18 protein-coding genes are annotated in these 19,115 nt (G+C 68.7%); 11 read left to right on the forward strand and 7 right to left on the reverse strand.

Annotated elements, in window-relative coordinates; translation table 11 throughout:
* Positions 1 to 48 precede the first annotated feature (48 nt).
* Positions 49 to 420 carry an alpha/beta fold hydrolase gene (locus tag GO592_RS00715; protein ID WP_085990405.1) on the reverse strand — a complete coding sequence of 124 codons (372 nt, stop codon included), beginning with the start codon at positions 418 to 420 and terminating at the stop codon, positions 49 to 51.
* Between GO592_RS00715 and GO592_RS44000 the strand changes: the two genes are divergently transcribed.
* Both GO592_RS44000 and GO592_RS00720 read left to right on the forward strand, forming a co-directional pair.
* The gene (locus GO592_RS44000) at positions 367 to 519 is read left to right on the forward strand and encodes a hypothetical protein (protein ID WP_162130663.1); all 153 of its coding nucleotides are present in this window, start codon (positions 367 to 369) and stop codon (positions 517 to 519) included. The two genes, GO592_RS00715 and GO592_RS44000, sit on opposite strands and share 54 nt — an antisense overlap.
* On the forward strand, positions 516 to 1,112 hold the full coding sequence (locus tag GO592_RS00720) for a short chain dehydrogenase (protein WP_007301683.1): 597 nt from the start codon (positions 516 to 518) through the stop codon (positions 1,110 to 1,112). Before GO592_RS44000 ends, GO592_RS00720 begins: the two co-directional genes overlap by 4 nt.
* 61 nt (positions 1,113 to 1,173) lie before the next feature.
* Here the strand turns inward: GO592_RS00720 and GO592_RS00725 are convergent, their stop codons facing one another.
* The 3 genes from GO592_RS00725 to GO592_RS00735 are packed head-to-tail and all read right to left on the reverse strand — an operon-like array spanning position 1,174 to position 4,263.
* Positions 1,174 to 2,385, reverse strand: a complete 1,212-nt coding sequence (locus GO592_RS00725) for a CoA transferase (RefSeq protein ID WP_007301682.1) — start codon at positions 2,383 to 2,385, stop codon at positions 1,174 to 1,176.
* A 25-nt stretch (positions 2,386 to 2,410) separates the two neighbouring features.
* Positions 2,411 to 3,418, reverse strand: a complete 1,008-nt coding sequence (locus tag GO592_RS00730; protein ID WP_007301681.1) for a MaoC family dehydratase — start codon at positions 3,416 to 3,418, stop codon at positions 2,411 to 2,413.
* Positions 3,415 to 4,263: an HpcH/HpaI aldolase/citrate lyase family protein gene (locus GO592_RS00735; protein WP_007301680.1), complete on the reverse strand. Its 849-nt coding sequence runs from the start codon at positions 4,261 to 4,263 to the stop codon at positions 3,415 to 3,417. The genes GO592_RS00730 and GO592_RS00735 overlap by 4 nt, the downstream gene beginning before the upstream one ends.
* A 180-nt stretch (positions 4,264 to 4,443) precedes the next feature.
* Between GO592_RS00735 and GO592_RS00740 the strand changes: the two genes are divergently transcribed.
* From GO592_RS00740 to GO592_RS00750, 3 genes are all read left to right on the forward strand, one after another.
* Positions 4,444 to 5,595, forward strand: a complete 1,152-nt coding sequence (locus tag GO592_RS00740; RefSeq protein WP_007301679.1) for an acyl-CoA dehydrogenase family protein — start codon at positions 4,444 to 4,446, stop codon at positions 5,593 to 5,595.
* 31 nt (positions 5,596 to 5,626) lie between these two features.
* Positions 5,627 to 6,379 (forward strand): GntR family transcriptional regulator, encoded by a 753-nt coding sequence (locus GO592_RS00745; protein ID WP_007301678.1) that lies wholly within the window; start codon positions 5,627 to 5,629, stop codon positions 6,377 to 6,379.
* 314 nt (positions 6,380 to 6,693) lie between these two features.
* Positions 6,694 to 11,175, forward strand: a complete 4,482-nt coding sequence (locus GO592_RS00750; protein WP_007301677.1) for an AAA domain-containing protein — start codon at positions 6,694 to 6,696, stop codon at positions 11,173 to 11,175.
* 32 nt (positions 11,176 to 11,207) lie between these two features.
* Here GO592_RS00750 and paaI read toward each other — a convergent pair whose 3' ends face one another.
* The 3 genes from paaI to paaZ are packed head-to-tail and all read right to left on the reverse strand — an operon-like array spanning position 11,208 to position 13,982.
* Entirely contained in the window at positions 11,208 to 11,621 is a 414-nt protein-coding gene (gene paaI / locus GO592_RS00755; RefSeq protein ID WP_007301676.1) for a hydroxyphenylacetyl-CoA thioesterase PaaI, read from the reverse strand.
* Between the two features lie 7 nt (positions 11,622 to 11,628).
* Complete coding sequence (locus tag GO592_RS00760; RefSeq protein ID WP_005565792.1) at positions 11,629 to 11,946, reverse strand: EthD family reductase; 318 nt, start codon at positions 11,944 to 11,946, stop codon at positions 11,629 to 11,631.
* Positions 11,943 to 13,982 (reverse strand): phenylacetic acid degradation bifunctional protein PaaZ, encoded by a 2,040-nt coding sequence (gene paaZ / locus GO592_RS00765; RefSeq protein ID WP_007301675.1) that lies wholly within the window; start codon positions 13,980 to 13,982, stop codon positions 11,943 to 11,945. The genes GO592_RS00760 and paaZ overlap by 4 nt, the downstream gene beginning before the upstream one ends.
* 159 nt (positions 13,983 to 14,141) lie before the next feature.
* On the opposite strand from paaZ, the gene GO592_RS00770 reads away from it, so the two are divergent.
* From GO592_RS00770 to paaB, 6 genes are all read left to right on the forward strand, one after another.
* Positions 14,142 to 15,362, forward strand: coding sequence for a thiolase family protein (locus tag GO592_RS00770; protein ID WP_007301674.1), 1,221 nt, complete (start codon positions 14,142 to 14,144; stop codon positions 15,360 to 15,362).
* Positions 15,359 to 16,087, forward strand: coding sequence for an enoyl-CoA hydratase/isomerase family protein (locus GO592_RS00775; protein ID WP_007301673.1), 729 nt, complete (start codon positions 15,359 to 15,361; stop codon positions 16,085 to 16,087). The genes GO592_RS00770 and GO592_RS00775 overlap by 4 nt, the downstream gene beginning before the upstream one ends.
* Entirely contained in the window at positions 16,084 to 16,938 is an 855-nt protein-coding gene (locus GO592_RS00780; protein WP_007301672.1) for a 3-hydroxyacyl-CoA dehydrogenase family protein, read from the forward strand. The genes GO592_RS00775 and GO592_RS00780 overlap by 4 nt, the downstream gene beginning before the upstream one ends.
* Before the next feature lie 40 nt (positions 16,939 to 16,978).
* Positions 16,979 to 17,770 carry an enoyl-CoA hydratase-related protein gene (locus tag GO592_RS00785; protein ID WP_007301671.1) on the forward strand — a complete coding sequence of 264 codons (792 nt, stop codon included), beginning with the start codon at positions 16,979 to 16,981 and terminating at the stop codon, positions 17,768 to 17,770.
* An 86-nt stretch (positions 17,771 to 17,856) separates the two neighbouring features.
* Positions 17,857 to 18,810, forward strand: coding sequence for a 1,2-phenylacetyl-CoA epoxidase subunit PaaA (gene paaA, locus GO592_RS00790; RefSeq protein ID WP_007301670.1), 954 nt, complete (start codon positions 17,857 to 17,859; stop codon positions 18,808 to 18,810).
* Positions 18,807 to 19,112 (forward strand): 1,2-phenylacetyl-CoA epoxidase subunit PaaB, encoded by a 306-nt coding sequence (gene paaB, locus GO592_RS00795; RefSeq protein WP_005250775.1) that lies wholly within the window; start codon positions 18,807 to 18,809, stop codon positions 19,110 to 19,112. The genes paaA and paaB overlap by 4 nt, the downstream gene beginning before the upstream one ends.
* Positions 19,113 to 19,115: the final 3 nt, after the last annotated feature.

Below are 19,115 nucleotides of genomic sequence, written 5' to 3' on the forward strand. Positions count from 1 at the left end.
ACGTTCGCCGATACCGCCGGATCGCGAAGGCGGTAACGGGGGAAATTTCTACGCAGTGAAGAAGTCGATGAGTTCGCGGGCGATCTGTTCGGGCGCGTTCTCCGTGGGGATGTGCCCCGCGTTCGGGATGCGGATAAGCGTGGTGTGCGGGATCTCCGAGGCGAATCGCTCGGCGCACGCCACCGTCTCGAAGCCGTCGTCCTCACCCCAGATCAGCAACTTGGGCGTCGTGGACTGCCGCAGCGCTGGAACGAGATCGAGGGTGTAGCGACTGTCGGCCGCACCCGCGAGAGCCCTCTTTGAACGGCGAACCCGCATAGCAGACCACGGATCCAGATAGTCCACGATCCGCCGCTCGGTGGCGGGGTGAAGGTCGACCAGGGGACCACCGTCCTCGCCTGGTCGAACACCACATTCCAGGGCACGGACGGCACGGGCTCGGAGACGACGGCGGAGTTGGTCACCCACGGCGTCGGCAGGACCGAACAGCGGAACCACGAACAGGAGTTCTCACAGTGAAGGTGCTGGTTATCGGAGGAACGGGCCGGATCGGCGCATTCGTCGTCGACGCGCTGAACTCACAGAACGAGGTGATCGTCGCGTCGCGGTCCAGCGCTCTCGACGTGGACCTGCGCGACGGACGGTCGATCGACCGCATGTACGACCGAGTCGGCACAGTCGACGCCGTGGTGAGCGTCGCGGGCGTCACCCCGTTCCCGTCGTTCGCCGACACCACCTCGGCCGACTTCCGGCAACGCTTTCACGACAAACTGCTCGGGCAGATCGAACTGGTTCTCCGGGGGCTGCCCTTCGTCGCCAACGGTGGCTCATTCACCCTGATCACGGGAGTGCTTGCGCGGGAAACCATCCGCTCCGGTGTCGTCGCATCGACGGTGAACGGGGCGCTCGAACCGTTCGTCAAGGCTGCAGCGGCCGAACTCCCGCGGGGGATGCGGATCAACGCCGTCAGCCCGTCGGTGATCACCGAGACGCTCGATGTCTACGGTGACTACTTCCCGGGGTTCGCTTCCGTCCCCGCTGCCGACGTAGCACGTGCCTTCGTCAAATCAGTGCACGGAATCCACACCGGCCAGGTGTACGAACTCGGCTGACCCCGGTCTCACGAGCGACGCTGCGGAACCACGCTTTCCGCAGCGTCGCCTCGTCGAGGCGTCACTTCCCCCCGACGATGCCGCTGTCGAGGAGTTTGGCGATGTCGGAGTCGGAGCTGCCGAGGAGGTCCCGGAGCACGCTGCCGGTGTCGTCGCCGACTGCGGAGGCGGGTGCGACGGTGGCGTGGTGGCCGTCGAACGACGCGGGGTGCCCGGAGGCGAGGTAGGTGCCGATGCGCGGCTGGTCGAGGGGGGCGAACATCGGGTTCTTCTCGAGTTCACCGGACTTCACGACTTCCTCGAAGGTGCGATAGCGCTTGGCGAGCACGGACGTCTTCGAGAGTGCCTCGGCCACTTCGGTTGCGGTGTGTTCGCGGAACCAGCGGGCGAACAGGGCGGTGAGGACGTCGCGGTGGGTGAAGCGATCGGTGTCGCGCGCGAAGTCGACGTCGAGTGCGGTGGCGAGTGCCTCCACGGCGGCGGTGGTTCCGGTGACCGCGACCAGGTCACGGAAGTGGCGGGGGGTGAGGGCGACGATCATGAACCGTTCGCCGTCGCTGGTGGTGAAATCCGTTCCGTACGTGCCGTAGACGGAGTTTCCGGTCGCCGGCCTGCCGGTCCCGTTGATCTGGACTTCGGTGAGGTAACCGAGCGTGCCGGCGGTGGCGAGCGCGACGTCCTCGAGCGGCAGGCGGATGTGGGTGCCCTCGCCGGTGGCGTCGCGGTGCCGGACGGCGGCCGCGACGGCCAGCGCGGCATACAGCCCACACACCACGTCCCACGCGGGCAGGACGTGGTTGACGACGCCGGCATGATCGGTGGGACCGGTGATGGACGGGAAACCGAGCCCCGCATTGACGGTGTAGTCGACGGCGGGGGAACCGTCGGTGCCACCGAGGACTTCGAGGGTGATGACGTCGGAGCGCAGGGCGCTGAGCGCGTCGTGGGCGAGCCAGTCACGACCACCGGAGTTGGTGACGAGAATTCCGCCACCCGCACCGGGGGCCGCGACCAGTTGCTGGACGAGCTGCTGCCCCTCGGGGCTGCGCATGTCGACGGCCACGGACCGCTTGCCGCGGTTGAGACCGGTCCAGTAGATGCTCTCACCGTCACTCGTGACCGGCCAGCGCTTGTAGCAGGCGGAGCCGCCGATGGGGTCGACCCGGATCACCTCGGCCCCCAGTTGAGACAGCGTCAGCCCGCACAGGGGCGACGCGACGAAGCTGGAGACCTCGACGATCCGAAGTCCGGCAAGGGGAGTGTGGGCAGTCACGAGAGTAGCTCCTTGATGGTGGAGGTCAGGCCATGAGGGCGGTGAAACGCCAGTCGAGGACGGGAACGTCGGACGCTGCGGCGTTGTGCGCGAACACGAGTGAACGCAGATGCAGAACTCCGCCACCGCCGGGCAACGCCTCGGCGCTCTCGATTTCGAGTTCGCTGGTGAGGGTGTCGCCCTCGTGGACGGGACCGGTGTGGTCGCAGGACTTCCAGCCCAGGACCGTGACGAGGTTGGGCAACGCGCGCGTGGCCTGCCCGAGCGCGATGCCGATGGTGTGCCCGCCGTAGACGAGCCGCCCGTCCGCGCCGACCCGTTCGTCGTGATGAGTGGCCGCGATGTTGAGGGTGAGGCGCGCCAGTTCGGGGGCGCTCGAGACCACGTCGCCGCTGCTCCGCAAGACGGTGCCGGCGAGGTCGGTCGAGAAGTGCTGTCCGGGAACCTTGTCGCGGTAGCGGTCGAGGTCCCAGCCCTCGGGGGCGGCGAAGGACTGCTCCGTCTGCGGACCGATCGCGGACAGGTCGTCGGACTTGCGGACGCGGTCCTCGTCGGGGTTCTCGCTCAGCGGGAGCATGGCGCAGCGGTAGAAGTCGAGGACGGTGCGGCCGTCCTGATCGGTGGACGTCATCCGGAGTGCCGCCAGCCCGGTGGGTTTGCGTCCGGGCTTCGCCGAATTCTCGCGCAGGCCCACTACTTCGGTGCGGGTGTACAGGGTGTCGCCGAGGTGCGGGAAGTGGTGGAAGCGGAGGCCGCGGTAGAACAGGTTGGCCTTCACGTGGTGCGTGGCGAGCGTGGACTGTCCGATGGCGACGTCGCAGACGAGGCCGGGATTCGCCACGGCGTCGGCGGATCCGGTGACGGCCCGGGACAGGTGCGCGTCGAGGGGCAGCCGCAGGCGGTCGCCGAGGATGGCCTGATGGGCGGCGGCGAGGCCGCTGGTCAGGGTGACGGCGGGGGCGGTGTCGAACACCTGCCCCACCTCGAGTTCGTCGAAGTACGGTCCACCGACGTACGTCTGCGTGATCGTCACTGCGCACCTACCTGGGCGAGGACCCGTCGTGCGGCCACCGCGACGGCCTCGTCGAGCATCTGCCCGTCGAGTTGCGCGGCCCCGCTGCCCGCGGCCTCGGCGGCGGCGAGTGCGTCGATCACGCGGCGCGCGTCCTCGACTGCGGTGTCGGTGGGGGTGAAGGCCGACGCGGCCGATTCGACCTGGGCGGGGTGGATGACCCATTTCCCGTCGAACCCGAGCGCGCTGGTCCATGCGGCCGAGTGGCGGAAGGCGTCGTCGTCGGCGATACCGAGGAACGGTCCGTCGATCGCCTGGATGCCGGCGACGCGGGCGGCGACGAGGACGCCGTCCTGGATCGCGAGCCAGTGTTCGGGGAGGGCGGAGCGGGAACGGCCGAGGGCCGCCCCGAGATCGGCGTAGCCGATGATGACGGATTCGAGCCGGGCCACAGACCGGGTGATGTCGCCGATGTTCTGCACCCCGACCGGAGTTTCGACGAGTGCCTGCAACCCGATGTCGGTACCGGCGAGAGCCTGATCGGCGTGGGCCAGATCCTGCGCCGTCTCCGCCTTGGGGACCACGATGCTCGTGAGGGCGGCGCCGAGGGAAGCGCACAGGGCGAGGTCGTCCTCGGCCCACGGTGTGGTCAGCGCGTTGATGCGGACCGAGACGGCGCGGGAACCGGCGGACTCGCGCACGAGACGGCGCACGAGGTCGCGGGCGTCGGCCTTTCTTGCCGGGGCGACGGCGTCTTCGAGGTCGAGGACCACCTCGTCGGCGGTCGATGCGAGCGCCTTGACGGCCTTGCGTTCGTCGGATCCGGGGGCCACCAGAACGGCGCGCCTGCGGGTGAGGTTCTGCACGATGCTTCATTCCTAGGGTCCGGGAGCCCGGTTCGGGCTGGATATGTACGGCCAGCCCGGTAGGGCTGCGCTGCTGATGCTGGCAGCGGCGTAGCCGTCATGTCAAGACCGATCGTTGACATTAAACAGACATTGTCGGATTATGGCCGCACAAATGTTGTGCGAGTGCGAGGTGGAGTGATGGGCAAGCTGAACGAGGAAGAGGCGTACCTGGTCGAGACGGTGCGCGCCTTCGTCGACCGCGACGTGAAGCCGACGGTGCAGGCGGTGGAACACGCCAACGAGTACCCCGAGAAGTGGATCGAGCAGATGAAGCAGATCGGGATCTACGGTCTGGCGGTCCCGGAGGAGTACGGCGGATCACCGGTGTCGATGCCCTGTTACGCGCAGGTGACCCAGGAACTGGCCCGCGGGTGGATGAGCCTGGCCGGGGCGATGGGTGGGCACACCGTCGTGGCGAAGCTGCTGTCGCTGTACGGCACCGAGGAGCAGAAGCAGCGGTACCTGCCGAAGATGGCGACCGGCGAGATCCGGGCCACGATGGCGCTGACCGAGCCCGGCGGCGGGTCGGATCTGCAGGCGATGTCCACCAACGCCAAGACCGACGGCGACGACCTGGTGATCACCGGTTCGAAGACGTGGATCTCCAACGCCCGCCGGTCCGGGCTGATCGCGCTGCTGTGCAAGACCGATCCGGCCGCGTCCCCCAAGCACAAGGGCATCTCGATCGTCCTGGTCGAGCACGGGCCCGGTCTGACGGTGTCGCGGGATCTGCCCAAGCTCGGCTACAAGGGCGTCGAGACGTGTGAGCTGTCGTTCGACGGCTACCGGACCCCGGCCACGGCGATCCTGGGTGGCACCGCGGGCAAGGGGTTCGCGCAGATGATGAAGGGCCTCGAGACCGGCCGGATCCAGGTGGCCTGCCGGGCCCTGGGTGTGGCGACGGCGGCGCTCGAGGATTCTTTGGCGTATGCGCAGCAGCGGGAGAGCTTCGGCAAGCCGATCTGGAAGCATCAGTCGATCGGCAACTACCTGGCGGACATGGCGACCAAGCTGACCGCGGCGCGGCAGCTGACCTGGCATGCGGCCGAGCAGTACGACAGCGGTGATCGGTGTGACATGGAGGCCGGGATGGCGAAGCTGTACGCGTCCGAGGTGGCGATGGACATCGCCCTGAACGCGGTGCGCATCCACGGCGGCTACGGCTATTCCACCGAGTACGACGTCGAGCGGTACTTCCGGGACGCCCCGTTGATGATCGTCGGCGAGGGCACCAACGAGATCCAGCGCAACGTCATCGTCTCGCAACTCGTGTCGCGGGGCGGTCTGTAGTCCGGCAACCTGCACGTAGGATCGGTGCGCGATGAACGGTAGGGAACGAGAACGAGAGACGGAGCCGGCGTACCAGCTGGTGTCGAAGCAGCTCCGTGAGCACATAGCCGCGGGCAAGTACCGCGGCGGCCTCAAGCTCCCCACCGAATTCGAGCTCGCGGAACAGCACGGCGTGAGCCGGCAGACCGTGCGACGCGCCTTCCAGGATCTGGTAGCCGAGGGCATCGTCTACCGGGTCCCGGGGCGCGGGACGTTCGCCGCGGAGTCCGACGGCCGATACCTGCGTCAACTGGGGTCGATCGAGGATCTGATGAATCTGTCCACGGACACGACCATGGAGGTGGTCTCCCCGCTGCGCCGCCGGGTCGACATCGAGGCCGCGAGCAGGCTCCGCCTCGACACGGACCTCGTCCACACGGTCGTGTTCCGGCGACGCCACGACGACACCCCGTTCGTGCTGACCACCGTGTACCTTCCCGACGAGATCGCCCGGCTCGTCGTCGACGCGCCCGAGATGTCCGAGGGCGCCGTCAGCGCGTACACGATCATCGGTCTGCTGGAGCCGCACCTGCGCAGCCCCATCGTCGAGGCGGCGCAATCGATCACGGTCGCGCCCGCCCCCGCGGACGTGGCCCGCGAACTCGGCTGCCCCGAGGGCCATTCGATGCTGCGGGTGGACCGCCTCTATTCCGATTCGGAAGGGCGGACCGTCGAGTTGGCGGTCAGCTACTTCCTGCCCGAGCACTACACCTATCGCGTGACCCTGCGACGCGGCGGACGCTGAGCGGCCGCGTCCTTCTGCCGTCCTCGCGCTCGACCGACGTTTCCACGCCCCATCCCGGCACGCTGCCGTCCCGTCCCGAACTCCGCGACGTGTTCGAGGCGAACGAACCGATTCGCAAGCAGACCGGGGACTTCACCGCCGGCACGGGTGAACAGTAGAGACCGGCCGGTACGAATCGAGGTCCGTGCGGCACCTCGAGCGACCGTCCAGTCCCTCTGCCAGGGGATGACGCCTCGAAGTTCACCCCCTCGACCCGATAGTGTGCACTGCGGGGGCAAGCGCACGTCATCACCGAGAATTCGCAGAGGTTTACATTGTCGAGTCCCGAAAACGACGCCGAGCTCGCAGGCCGCGTCCAGCGCCTGCTGCAGTTTTTGCGTGAGATCGTCAGGGCTCGCACGAAACCGGTTCTCCGCGTTGACCAGCACGAACAGGTCGAATGGCTGCATCAGGACGGCCGGACGATCCAACTCGATTCCGACGCCGCGCAGGGTGACCTCGTCCTGCGCGTTCCCCTCATCGGTGTCGAGGATCCGCCGGAACTGCCCACGGTCCTGGCCGGCTGGGTGGATGCGTCGGCCCGCTCCGACAGCTCGCGTTCCGATCTCGAACTGAACGCGTCCGACGCCTACGCGGAGGACTCCGACGAGGAATACGACGTGCGTCGCGCGTACGACGTCCGGCAGGCGTTCGACGCCTACGTGCCGCGCTGGCAGGCGTGGGCGAAGGCCGACCGGGAGCGTCGCCCACACGCCGATCTGTACCAGTCGCTGCAGCGGATGCTGCAGGAGCTGAACGCCCGCCCCGAGTCGATCGAACTCGTTCTCGCGTCCGGCCTGCTGACCCTGGCGGGAGCGGGTCCGGACGACGGCATCCAGACCCACCTGGTCACCCAGTCCGCGAGCATCCACCGCGACCCCCGGACCGGCGACCTGCTGGTGCGGCTGATCGCGGGCTCCCAGCCCCGGCTCGAAGACTCCCAGCTGTTCACCGGCCTGGACGTCTACGACAGCGCGCACGCGATGCCGCTGCAGAAGCAACTGCAGGACACGGCCGCATCGCCGCTGAGCGACGGCGTTCGCGCACTGCTCGCGGAGTGGGCGCCGAAGTCGCTGATGACGCCTGTCACAATGCGGGACGGCGTCCGGCCACCCGACGCCGACGCCGACGGCACCCTCACGCTGTCGCCGGCCCTGGTCCTGCGGAAGCGCAGTGCGTTCGCGCTGGTCGAGTATTACGAACAGATGATCTCCCACCTCGAACGCGACGGCGCGACCGTTCCCCTCGGGCTGGCACAGCTGGTCGAGGCGATCGAACCGGCAGACCGGCTGTCGTGGCTCGAGCGCACCGGCGCCGCGACCTCGTCGACGCTCGCCAAAGACCCGCTCTTCCCGCTCCCGGCCAACGCCGAGCAGTCGCAGATCATCGAGCGGCTCGGCGGCGACAGCGGAGTGGTGGTCGAGGGCCCGCCCGGCACGGGCAAGACCCACACGATCGCCAACCTGGTGTCGGCGTTGCTCGCGCGCGGCCAGCGGGTGCTCGTCACGAGTGAGAAGGCGCAGGCGCTTCGGGTGCTGAGGGACAAGCTCCCGCGCGAGATGCAGGAACTGTGCGTCTCCATCACCGATCTCTCCCGCGGCGGCTCGGACGAGCTCACCCGCAGCGTCGCGACGATCGCCGAACGGAAGTCGTCGTTCAACCCGCACAGCGAGGGCCAGAAGATCGCCGATCTCCGTGCCCAGCGGGACGAGGCCGTGCAGAAGCGGGCCGTCGTGCTCGAAGAGGTGAAGGCGCTGCGCGAGTCGGAGACCTACCTCCACGACGCTGTCGCGGACGGCTACGAGGGCACCGCCGCCACCATCGTCCGCAAGGTCATGGATCTGCAGGACGCCTTCGAGTGGCTTCCCGGTCCGCTGCTGAGCGAGCAGCCGCCCCTCACCGGCACCGAGGTCGAGACGCTGCGCCGGCTGTCGGTGACTGCATCCCCCGAACGGGCGCGGCGGTCCCGTCAGACGCTTCCCGTGCTCGACTCGCTGCTGCCCAACCGGGCCGAACTCGAACGGCTCTGCTCGCGGGCGTCGACCAGTATCCCCATCGACACCCCGCAGTCGGCGCATCTGCTCGAGGTCCTCGGGGGCGTCGACCCCGAGACCGCGTACACCGTTCGCCGGCACTGCAAGGAACTGCAGGCCCGCGCTCACGACGTCCTCGACCTCGACGGCCAGTTCCAGGGCCTTGCCGACACGGTCCTCTCCGGCCGTGCGACGCACCTGTGGGGTCGGCTGGACGCCCTGCCCGCGATCGTCGAGGCGGCCGCGGCCGCCGACCGCTACATCGGTGCGCACGACGTCCAGTGCGCCGTCATGACCCGACCCGCACTGCAGGCGGTCGGTGCGCTCGCCGTCGCGATGGAATCCGGCGCCGTCGAGTGGAAGGCACGCTTCCGTCGCAGCGAAGAGCAGAAGGCCGTCGAAGAACTCGGCCTCGACGCCACCGTCGACGGCGCACCCGCAACGACCGCCGCCACGGTGCGGCTCGTGACCGAACACCTGCGCGCCCACGACGCCGCGCAGACCGCCGCCACCCTGCTGGCGGACCTCCGGATTCCGGTCGACATGAACGGTTCCCGTGCCGTCCAGGTCGACAGCCTCAACATGATCGTCGGCCGGGTGGCCCGGGTGCGCGCCCTTCTCGTCGCCCGCGACGCGCTGGCCCGCGAACTGTTCGCGCTGTCCCCGAACGCGCCGCGGATCCGCACTCTCGCGGACGCCGTCGCGGTGGCCGGGGCCGCTGAGGCGATCACCACGCGTGCCGACGTGGACAGTGCCCGTGCGGAACTCGACGCCATCGTCTCGGCCGTCTCCACCGAGGTCGACGCGGGACCGTCGCCGGAAGGCACCGCCCTGGTGGCCGCGCTCGATCAGGCCGACAACGCGGCCCTGTCGGATGCCCTCAGCCGCTACGCGATCGCCCGCGTCGAACAGCAGGATCAGCGGCTGTTCGACGAACTGTCCGACAAACTCTCACCCGTCGCCCCGGCGCTGTACGAACTGGTGCGCAGAACGGCGGCGCTCACCGAGTGGGACGAGATGAGCTGGCAGATGTCGGAGGCCTGGGCGTGGCGCCGTGCCCGCCAATGGGTCACCGAACAGCACCGTGCCGGTCGTGAGCAGGAACTGGAAGCCGAACTCAATGCCGTCGACGCGGATCTCGCGCATCTGACGGCGCGGCTCGCGGCGGCCACCGCCTGGCGCGACTGCCTCGAACATCTGACGGCGGATCAGGTGCGGGCGCTGCAGACGTACCGCGAGCACATCTCGAGCATCGGTGCAGGTGCCGGTAAATACGCCGAGAAGTACCGCAGCGCAGCACGATCCGCGATGGGCGAGGCGCAGGGCGCGGTGCCCGCGTGGGTGATGCCGCTGCAGCAGGTCCTCGCGTCGATTCCGCCCGTGCCGGGCAGCTTCGACGTCGTCATCGTCGACGAGGCGAGCCAGGCCGACATCACCAACCTGTTCCTGCTGTGGCTGGCACCGCGGGTGATCGTGGTCGGAGACGACAAACAGTGCGCACCCGCCGACATCCCCACCACCGGAACCCTCGACGACGTGTTCACCCGGCTCGACGCCTACCTGCCGGACCTTCCGGAGTACGTGCAGGCCACGCTCACGCCGCGGTCGAGCCTGTTCTCGATCCTGCGCACCAGCTTCGGTCAGGTGGTCCGACTCCGTGAGCACTTCCGCTCGATGCCCGAAATCATCAACTGGTCGAGCACCCAGTTCTACGGCGAACTGCCGCTGGTCCCGGTGCGGCAGTTCGGCGCGGATCGGCTTCCGCCGCTGAAACATACGTACGTATCCGATGCCACTGTGTCGGGCAAGGACGCGACGCTGACCAACCACGTCGAGGCCGCCGCCCTCGTCGACCAGCTCATCGAATGCCTCGTCGACCCCCGCTACGACGGGAAGACGTTCGGAATCGTCGTGCTGCAGGGCCAGTCCCAGGTCGACGCCATCCGAACCGAACTCGTCAAACGCATCGGCATCGAACAATGGGAGCAGCGGCGACTGCGGGTCGGGACGCCGCCCGACTTCCAGGGCGACGAACGGAGCGTCGTCTTCCTGTCGATGGTCGTGGGACCCGAGCAGAACTTCGCACCGCTGACGGCGAACCAGTTCAAGCGACGGTTCAACGTCGCGGCGTCACGGGCGCAGGACCAGCTGTGGCTGTTCCACTCCGTGACCGTCGATGAACTGAAGCGGGCGGACCTGCGCAACTCCCTGCTCAGCTACATGATGTCGACGTCGCCGGCACCGGCCGACCCCATGCCGCAGGATGTCGACCGCGACGTCCGGATCCCCCCCTTCGACAACCTGCTCGAGCAGCGGGTGTTCAACGACATCGCCGAACGCGGCTATCACGTAAATTCCCAAGTCGAGGTGAACAATCGGCGCATCGACCTCGTCGTCACCGGTGGCACCATGAGACTCGCCGTCGAATGCGACGGCGACGCGTTCTCGACCACCCCGGAACAACGGATCGCGGACCTCGAACGCGAGCAGGAACTCAAACGGTGCGGCTGGACGTTCTGGCGCGTCCGCGAGTCGGAGTACTACCTCGATCCGAAGGCTGCCCTGTCGAGTCTGTGGGACACGCTGGACAATCTGGGCATCGCGCCGCACGCGGTGGATCACGCGATCGCCATCGAAGCGGCCGCCACCGAGCGGGCAGCGCGCGACGCCGCCGCCTCCGAGCGCGGAAAGCACGCGGCCCCCGTAAGCGCTGCGCGCCCGTGAGTACTTATTAACGTCCCGCGGTTAATAAGTACTCACGGGCGCGGCTGCGCACGACTGTCGCCTCGGAACTCGGCGATGACGTCGTCGCCGCGCCGGACGGTGACGTCGTAGATGCCGTTCCGCCCGAATCGGGCCCGTTCCACGGCCTCGGCGACGAGGATGTCGCCGAGGCGGGTGGCGGTCAGGAATCGGATGTCGGCGCGGGCGGCGACGGCGGGCGAGTCGTATCCGTTGCACGCCATCGCGAATGCGGTGTCGGCGAGGGTGAATACGAACCCGCCGTGGGTGATGCCGTGGCCGTTGACCATGGTCTCACCCACGACCATCGACGCGACCGCGTGGCCGGGGCTGAGCTCGAGGATCTCGATGCCGAGCGCCTGGGACGCGTTGTCGGCCTCGAACATCTTCCGCGCGATGCGGCATTCCGCGGACGCGTCGACAGTCATGGTTCTCCTACTGGTTGTAGACGGATTCTTCTTCTTGGACGTACATGGTGACGCCGCCGGTGGCGAAGTTGCGGACGTCCTTGCCCGCCTGCTTCATCTCCTCGGACTGCAGCCCGGACTTCATGGTGGCGGCGTCGGGGAAGACCAGGCTCGCGACCGCGTAGTACGGCGGCGTCCCGCCGTCGAGGGCACTGCACTTGCCCCAGGTGAAGTCGGACAGGCCGGGAACCTTGCGGGCCAGCGGCATGTGGGTGTCGCGGTAGTAGGCGTCGAACGCCTCGGGGTCATCGGGCTGGCCGTAGCAGACGGCGACCTTGAAGCTCATGCGTTTTCTCCTTTGGCGACGAGGGTGAGAACGTCGTACGTTGCGACGGGATCGCCGTCCTGGTTGACGACGACTGCATCCCAACGGACTTCACCGTAGTCGGCGCTGCTGCGTGGGGTGATGAGCTTCGCGGTGAGGGTGACGGTGAGGCTGTCGTCGGCCTTGACGGGGGTGAGGAACCGGAGGTTGTCGACGCCGAAGTTGGCGAGGACGGGACCGGGATTCGGTTCGACGAACAGGCCGGCGGCGAGGGAGACGACGAGGTATCCGTGGGCGACGATGCCACCGAACAGTGGGTTGGCGGCCGCGGCCTCGGGGTCGGTGTGGGCGTAGAACGTGTCGCCGGTGAACTCGGCGAAGTGGCCGATGTCGGCGAGCGTGACCTGGCGGGGGCCGCCGACGATGGTGTCGCCGATCCGCAACTGTGCGAGGTTCTTCCGGAACGGGTGGGTGCCGTCGTCGTTGCGCTGCGAACCGGTGACCCACTTGTTTCCGACCGCGGTCAGGATGTCGGGGGTGGCCTGGACCGCGGTGCGCTGCATGTGGTGCAGAATGCCGCGGATGCCACCGAGTTCCTCACCGCCGCCTGCGCGTCCGGGGCCGCCGTGCACGAGGACGGGCAGGGGTGATCCGTGGCCGGTGGATTCCTTCGCGTCGTCGCGGTTGAGGACGAGGACGCGGCCGTGGAACGGGGCGAGGCCCAGCACGATGTCGCGGGCGAGTGCGGAATCGCGGGTGACGAGGGAGGCGACGAGGCTGCCCTTGCCGCGGGCGGCGAGTTCGATGACCTCGTCGGTGCTGTCGTATCCGATGACGGTGCTGACGGGGCCGAAGGCCTCGATGTCGTGGGGTTCGGTGGCGTCCTTGTCGTCGGAGCGCAGCAGGATCGGCGGCAGGAATGCGCCCGTCGCCTTGTCGGCGCCGACGACCTCGAAGTTCTCCGGGTCGCCGACCACGATCTGCGCCGTCTTGGTCAGGCCGCGCAGCGATTTCAGGACCTCGTCGCGCTGTTCGAGGCTGGCGAGGGCACCCATCGTGACGCCTTCGGCGTCGGGGGCGCCGACCACGACGCGCGACAGCCGGGCCTCGGCCGCGGCGATGACGTCGTCCATCAGTGCGGTCGGCACGAAGGCGCGCCGGATGGCGGTGCACTTCTGGCCGGCCTTCACCGTCATCTCGGTGACGAGCTGCTTGACGTAGAGGTCGAATTCCTCGCTGCCGGGCTCGACGTCGGAGCCGAGGATCGACGCGTTGAGCGAATCGGCCTCGGCGTTGAAGTGGACGCCCTCACCGACGACGTTCGGATGCGCCCGCAAGGTGGCCGCGGTGTCGGCGGATCCGGTGAATGCCACGGAGTCCTGCCCGCCGAGGTGGTCGAGCAGCCCGCGGGCGCTCCCCGACAGCAGCTGGACCGAACCCTCGGGCAGCAGCCCGGACTCGATGATGCGACGGAACACGAGCTCGGTGAGATAGGCCGACTGGCTCGCGGGCTTGACGATCGACGGGACGCCGGCGATGAACGCGGGGGCGAGCTTCTCGAGGAAGCCCCACACCGGGAAGTTGAACGCGTTGATCTGGACGGCCACGCCGCGGCGCGAGGTGTAGACGTGCTGGCCGAGGAACGTGCCCTCCTTGCCCAGCTGCTCGAACGCGCCGTCGAGGTAGACGGTGTCGTTGGGCAGTTCCCGCCTGGCCTTGCTGGCGTAGCTGAGGAGGGTGCCGAAGCCGCCGTCGATGTCGACGCCGGAGTCGCGCTTGGTGGCGCCGGTCGAGGTGGAGAGGGCGTAGAACTCGTCCTTGCCGGCCATGAGAGTGAGGGCGAGCGCCTTGAGGGCGGCGGCGCGCTCGTGGAAGGTCAGCTTCGCGAGTGCCGGTCCGCCAACCTCGCGGGCGTAGGTCACCATCTCGCCGAGGTCGAGTCCGGTCGCGGAGATGCGCGCCACCTCGGAGCCGTCGACCGCGCTCAGCAGCGGCGTTCCCTCGTCCGGCGCGGTGTACCAGCGTCCGGCGGCGTAGCTTTCCAGTAACTTGCTCACGACAACTCCATTTCACCGTACGTTCGGTCGGTTAACAGAATCGTCGCTTCCGCCGCTGGTTGTCAAGGGAGGATCACAACTTTTCGTGCGCTACCTCCTCTTGCGTACCGACCGAAGATTCGGTTATTAATAGACGGCACCCCCGTGAAGGAGAAGACTGTGGCCGAAGTGTTTCTGGTGGACGGAGCCCGTACCCCGCAGGGGCGATACGGCGGAGCGCTCGCAGGAGTGCGCCCCGACGACCTTGCCGGTCTGGTCGTGGCCGAGGCCGCCCGCCGGGCCGGAATCCCGGGTGACGCCGTCGACGAGGTGATCCTCGGAGCCGCCAACCAGGCCGGCGAGGACAACCGCGACGTCGCCCGCATGGCCGTGCTGCTCGCGGGCCTGCCGGACAGCGTTCCCGGCTACACGGTGAACCGCCTGTGCGCGAGCGGTCTGACCGCCGTCGCCTCCGCCGCGCACACCATCCGCAGCGGCGAGGCCGACATCGTCATCGCCGGCGGTGTCGAATCGATGACCCGCGCACCCTGGGTGATGGCCAAGCCCGGCACCCCGTGGGCACGCCCCGGAGAGGTGGCCGACACCTCGCTCGGCTGGCGCTTCACGAACCCGCGGTTCACCGCCACCGACCGGGACGTTCCGGCCGGGGCCGGACCGGACGTCCGCAAGGTGACGTTGTCGATGGGCGAGACGGCTGAGGAGGTCGCCGCGCTCGAGGGCATCACCCGCGCCGAGAGCGACGCCTTCGCGCTGCGCAGCCAGGAGCGGGCGATCGCGGCGGTGGACGCCGGCCGCTTCGGGCGCGAGATCGTGCCTGTGCCGGTGCGCGACGGTGAACTGACCGCCGACGAAACCCCTAGGCGGGGAACCACTCTGGAGAAACTGGGCTCGCTGAAACCGGTGTTCCGCAAGGACGGCATCGTGACCGCCGGCTCGTCGTCCTCCCTCTCGGACGGCGCCGCGGCACTGGTCGTCGCGAGCGAGGCGGCGGTGGAGAAGTACGGCCTGACCGTCCGCGGCCGCATCGTCGCCAGCGCGAGCGCGGGCATCGCCCCCAACGTCATGGGTCTGGGCCCGGTCCCGGCCACCCGCAAGGCCCTCGCCCGCGCCAACTGGTCGATCTCCGACCTCGGCGCCGCCGAACTCAACGAGGCCTTCGCGGCGCAGTCGCTCGGGGTGATCCGGCAACTGAAGCTGGACGAGTCGATCGTCAACGCGGACGGCGGCGCCATCGCACTCGGCCACCCACTGGGCTGCTCGGGTACGCGGATCCTGTTGACGCTGCTCGGCCGGATGGAACGCGAGGGCGCCCGCCGCGGGCTGGCCACGCTGTGCGTGGGCGTCGGCCAGGGCGTCGCGATGCTGATCGAGGCGCCGTGAACACACTGAAGATCGAGGACCGCGACGACCGCATGGTGGTCACGCTGCACCGTCCCGCGCAGCGCAACGCGATCAACGCGGAGATGATCGGCGAACTGCACCAGGTGTGCGCCTCGCTGGAGGCGACGCCGAAGCCGATGCTGCTGACCGGCGAAGGCGACCACTTCGCCGGCGGCGCCGACATCGCCGAACTACGCGAACGCGGCCGCGACGAGGCGTTCGCCGGCATCAACCGCAATCTGTTCGACCGCATCGCGAAGCTGCCGCTGCCCACCGTCGCGGCGGTGAGCGGGTACGCGCTCGGCGGCGGCGCCGAACTGTCCTACGCGTGCGACATCCGCATCGCCACCGAGACCGCGGTCTTCGGAAACCCCGAGCCGGGGCTGGGGATCATGGCCGCGGCCGGGGCCAGTTACCGGTTGCCCGAGTTGGTCGGCACGTCCGTCGCCAAGCAGGTCCTGCTCGGCGGCCGGAACCTCGACGCGCGGGACGCGCTACGCAGCGGACTCGTGATGAATGTCGTCGCACCCGGCGAGCACATCGATGCAGCGCACAAGGTCATCGACCGCATCACGCGCTCGGCGCCGCTGGCTCTCAAGCTCACGAAGATGATCGTCGACGCGCCGGGCTCGCACCCGTTCGCCGACGACATCGCCCAGGCGGTGCTGTTCGAGAGCCGCGACAAACACGACCGCATGACTGCGTTTCTGGAGAAGAGAAAATGACGAGCACAGCACCGAAGAACATCGGAGTGGTCGGCGGCGGCCGGATGGGCGCGGGTATCGCGCAGGTCTTCGCCACCCTCGGCTCCACCGTCACCATCGCCGAGAGCGGCGACCGGCAGGCGGCCCTGAAGCGGGTGTCCGACGGACTGGACCGCGCGCACGAACGCGGCAAGCTCGGCGACGTCGATCCCGCGACGATCCTCGGACGGGTGTCCACGGTGGCCGCCCCCGATGCGCTTCCGCCGGCCCTGGATCTGGTGGTCGAGGCGGTGCCGGAGTTGGTGGACCTCAAGCTGGCCGTGCTCTCGCTCGTCGAGAAGACGGTCGACTCGTCCACGGTGATCGCCAGCAACACGAGTTCGATCTCCATCGCCGGCCTGGGGGCGGCGCTGAACGACCCGGCGCGGCTGATCGGCATGCATTTCTTCAACCCAGTTCCGGCGTCGACGCTCGTCGAGATCGTCCGCGCCCCCGCGACCGACGCCGGCGTCGTCGAGAAGGTCCGGGAGTGGGTCGCCCAGCTCGGCAAGACCGAGGTGCTGGTCAATGATTCCCCCGGTTTCGCGACCAGCCGTCTCGGCGTGTGCCTCGGGCTCGAGGCGATCCGGATGCTCGAGGAAGGCGTCGCCGACGCCGAGTCCATCGACCGGGCCATGGAACTGGGCTATCGCCACCCGATGGGACCGCTGCGGTCCACCGATCTGGTCGGACTGGACGTCCGGCTCGCGATCGCCGAGCACCTCGCGAAGACGCTCGGCGACCGGTTCGCGCCGCCCGCGCTGCTGCGCGAGAAGGTCGCCAACGGCGAACTTGGCCGCAAGACCGGCCAGGGGTTCTTCACCTGGTCCTGACCGGGCCACGCACACCACAACCAGCAGGAGGCACATTCTCATGAGCACTGACGACGTGGTCGGACTTTCCGTGGACGCAGGCCTGGCCACCATCACCCTGCGCCGCGCGGGCGCGTCCAACGCCCTGGATCGCGCGGTGAAGGAGCAGTTGCTGGCGGCGGTGGAGAAGGTCGCCGCCGACGACGACGTGCGTGCCCTGCTGCTGCAGGCGGAGGGCAAGAACTTCTGCGTCGGCCAGGACCTGGCCGAGCACGTGGCCGGCCTCGAGGCGGACGCCGCGCACGCGATGGACACCGTCGCCGAGCACTACAACCCGCTGCTCCGGGCGCTGGCCGGGGTCCGCGTCCCGGTCGTCGTCGCGGTCGGTGGGGCCTGCGTCGGGGCGGGGCTGGGCATCGCCCTGGCCGCCGACATCCGGATCGCAGGGGAGGGCGCGAAGTTCGCCACGGCGTTCACGGGGATCGCGCTGGCCGGCGACTCCGGGCTGAGTCACACCCTGGTGCAGGCGTTGGGAGCGAGCCGGGCGACCGGGCTGATGATGCTCGGCGACCGGTTCACGGCGGCGCAGGCGCTGGACTGGGGGCTGGTGCACCGAGTGGTGCCCGACGCAGAACTCGGGGACGCGGCCACCGCGCTCGCGCGGAAGCTCGCCGACGGTCCCACGGCCGCGTACGCGCAGGTCAAGGCTCTGGTCTCGGCGTCGTCCACCGGACTGTCGGAGGCGCTCGAGCGGGAGCGCGGGGCCGCGGAGCAGCTCGGCCGGTCGAAGGATCACCGCAGCGCGGTCGACGCGTTCCTCGCGAAGCGCACGCCCGCCTTCGAAGGCCACTGACGTAATTCGGCTCCCGCCCTTGTGTGGGCGGGGGCTGACATGCATACTTGATACCAACCGATCATTCGGTAATAGAGGTAGGACATATGACCACGTCACACGCATCCGATGAGCTGCAAGAGCTCTTCGATGACACCATCGCAGCCGACCGGAGGGTCGAGCCGCGGGACTGGATGCCCGACGGCTACCGCAAGACGCTGATCCGGCAGATCGCGCAGCACGCGCATTCGGAGATCATCGGCATGCAGCCGGAGGGCAACTGGCTCACCCGCGCGCCGTCGCTGCGTCGCAAGGCGATCCTCATGGCGAAGGTCCAGGACGAGGCCGGACACGGCCTGTACCTGTACTCGGCGGCCGAGACGCTCGGAGCCGACCGCGCCGACCTCACCGAGAAGCTGATCGAGGGCAAGCAGAAGTACTCCTCGATCTTCAACTACCCGACGCTGACCTACGCCGACGTCGGCGTGATCGGCTGGCTCGTCGACGGCGCCGCGATCTGCAACCAGGTCCCGTTGTGCCGCAGCTCCTTCGGTCCGTACGCGCGGGCGATGATCCGGGTGTGCAAGGAGGAGTCGTTCCACCAGCGTCAGGGTTTCGAACTGCTGATGACGATGATGCGCGGCACCGACGCCCAGCGCGAGATGGTGCAGGAGTCGGTGAACCGCTGGTGGTGGCCGGCGCTGATGATGTTCGGACCGCCGGACGATCAGTCGCCCAACTCCGAGCAGTCCATGAAGTGGCGCATCAAGCGGCACACCAACGACGAACTTCGTCAGCGGTTCGTCGACATGTCCATCCCGCAGGCCGAGGTGCTCGGCGTGACGTTCCCGGATCCGGACCTGAAGTGGAACGCCGAGCGCGGCGCTCACGACTTCGGCGAGCCCGACTGGAGCGAGTTCATGCAGGTGATCAAGGGCAACGGCGCATCGAGCGTCGAGCGCGTCGCCAACCGGCGGGCAGCACACGAGAACGGGGCGTGGGTGCGGGAGGCCGCGACGGCCTTCGCCCGCCGCGAGAGCAGCAAGGAGAACGCACGATGAGCACGGACGACAACGCAGTGCGCGCGGACTGGCCCCTGTACGAGGTGTTCCTGCGTGGCAAGCGCGGACTCAACCACGTTCACGTCGGATCCCTGCACGCCGCCGACGACGAGATGGCCGTCCGGCACGCCCGGGACGTCTACACCCGCCGCAACGAGGGCGTGAGCATCTGGGTGGTGCGGTCCAATTCGATCGTGGCGTCCAGCCCGTCGGAGAAGGACCCCTACTTCGCGCCCAGCGGCGACAAGGTGTACCGGCACCCCACGTTCTACGAGATCCCCGACAACGTTCCCCACATGTGAGGC

Origin of the sequence: Rhodococcus sp. 21391 (genome assembly GCF_016772255.1) — a bacterium.
Lineage (GTDB): Bacteria > Actinomycetota > Actinomycetes > Mycobacteriales > Mycobacteriaceae > Rhodococcus_F > Rhodococcus_F opacus.

Excerpts from the sequence above, each read along its gene's own strand:
- GO592_RS00740 (WP_007301679.1), top strand. The coding sequence starts at position 4,444 with ATGGGCAAGCTGAACGAGGAAGAGGCGTACCTGGTCGAGACGGTGCGC.
- GO592_RS00745 (WP_007301678.1), top strand. The coding sequence starts at position 5,627 with ATGAACGGTAGGGAACGAGAACGAGAGACGGAGCCGGCGTACCAGCTG.
- paaI (WP_007301676.1), bottom strand. The coding sequence starts at position 11,621 with ATGACTGTCGACGCGTCCGCGGAATGCCGCATCGCGCGGAAGATGTTC.
- GO592_RS00760 (WP_005565792.1), bottom strand. The coding sequence starts at position 11,946 with ATGAGCTTCAAGGTCGCCGTCTGCTACGGCCAGCCCGATGACCCCGAG.
- GO592_RS00780 (WP_007301672.1), top strand. The coding sequence starts at position 16,084 with ATGACGAGCACAGCACCGAAGAACATCGGAGTGGTCGGCGGCGGCCGG.
- GO592_RS00785 (WP_007301671.1), top strand. The coding sequence starts at position 16,979 with ATGAGCACTGACGACGTGGTCGGACTTTCCGTGGACGCAGGCCTGGCC.
- paaA (WP_007301670.1), top strand. The coding sequence starts at position 17,857 with ATGACCACGTCACACGCATCCGATGAGCTGCAAGAGCTCTTCGATGAC.
- paaB (WP_005250775.1), top strand. The coding sequence starts at position 18,807 with ATGAGCACGGACGACAACGCAGTGCGCGCGGACTGGCCCCTGTACGAG.